At 61.0% G+C, this 267-nt stretch carries 1 protein-coding gene; it reads right to left on the bottom strand.

Annotation, left to right across the window (positions count from 1 at the left end):
* Positions 1–267 (bottom strand): hypothetical protein (locus SB724_RS20445; RefSeq protein ID WP_410572720.1); only part of this gene is annotated, 267 nt, incomplete at both ends.

Genomic DNA, 267 nt, shown 5'->3' with positions numbered 1-267 from the left:
AGCCAGATGAGGAGCTTGCCTGCTTCGGTGATGTCCTGTTTCGCTGCGTGGGTAACGGTCTCGAGATTCACGACCGGGTCTGTTGCTTTGTCCCGGATGCGTTTGAGGTGGTGCCATGCCGCGTAGCGTTCGATCACCTGGCTCGTGCCGTCGTCGGGGAGGTTGCTGATCCTTGTGGCCAGCCAATGTTCGAAGCGGGTGAGATTTTCATTGCCGCGCCCTGGCATCATGCGGTGGTGGACCATCAGGGCGCGCAGGTGTTCGGCG

Origin of the sequence: Bacillus sp. SIMBA_031, from assembly GCF_046535225.1 — a bacterium.
Classification (GTDB): domain Bacteria; phylum Bacillota; class Bacilli; order Bacillales; family Bacillaceae; genus Bacillus; species Bacillus velezensis.
This window is presented reverse-complemented; position numbering and strand designations above follow the sequence as displayed.